Consider the following 302-nt stretch of genomic DNA (forward strand, 5'->3'; position numbering starts at 1 on the left):
CATGATGCGCACGGATTCTCTCCACACGCTCGTGAACGGCGTTGCCCATCTTTGACATGGTTTACAAGATACGCGAGACCGCGCCCCTATGAAGAAAGACCCCAAGAAGAGAACATCCCAACGAATGAGTTGAACAGCGCACCCAGTGACCTGAACAGAGCGTCGAAGAAGCTCTGGATTCCGCTCAACGAACTTCCGGGCGCGCTGTTCCCACTACTGCCGCTCACTGGTTTGTCGGCAGGCTTCTCACTCGGCTTGTCGGTAGGCTCGTCCGCCGGATCATCCGCAGGCTCATCGGTTGG

General features: G+C 57.3%; 1 protein-coding gene. It reads right to left on the reverse strand.

Going from position 1 to position 302, the window contains the following annotated elements:
- Nucleotides 1-86: 86 nt before the first annotated feature.
- A partial coding sequence (locus tag CYJ76_RS13020) for a hypothetical protein (RefSeq protein WP_238138251.1) occupies nucleotides 87-302 on the reverse strand: 216 nt, incomplete at its 5' end.

Source organism: Kytococcus schroeteri (genome assembly GCF_002847825.1).
In the GTDB taxonomy this organism is placed as follows: domain Bacteria; phylum Actinomycetota; class Actinomycetes; order Actinomycetales; family Dermatophilaceae; genus Kytococcus; species Kytococcus schroeteri.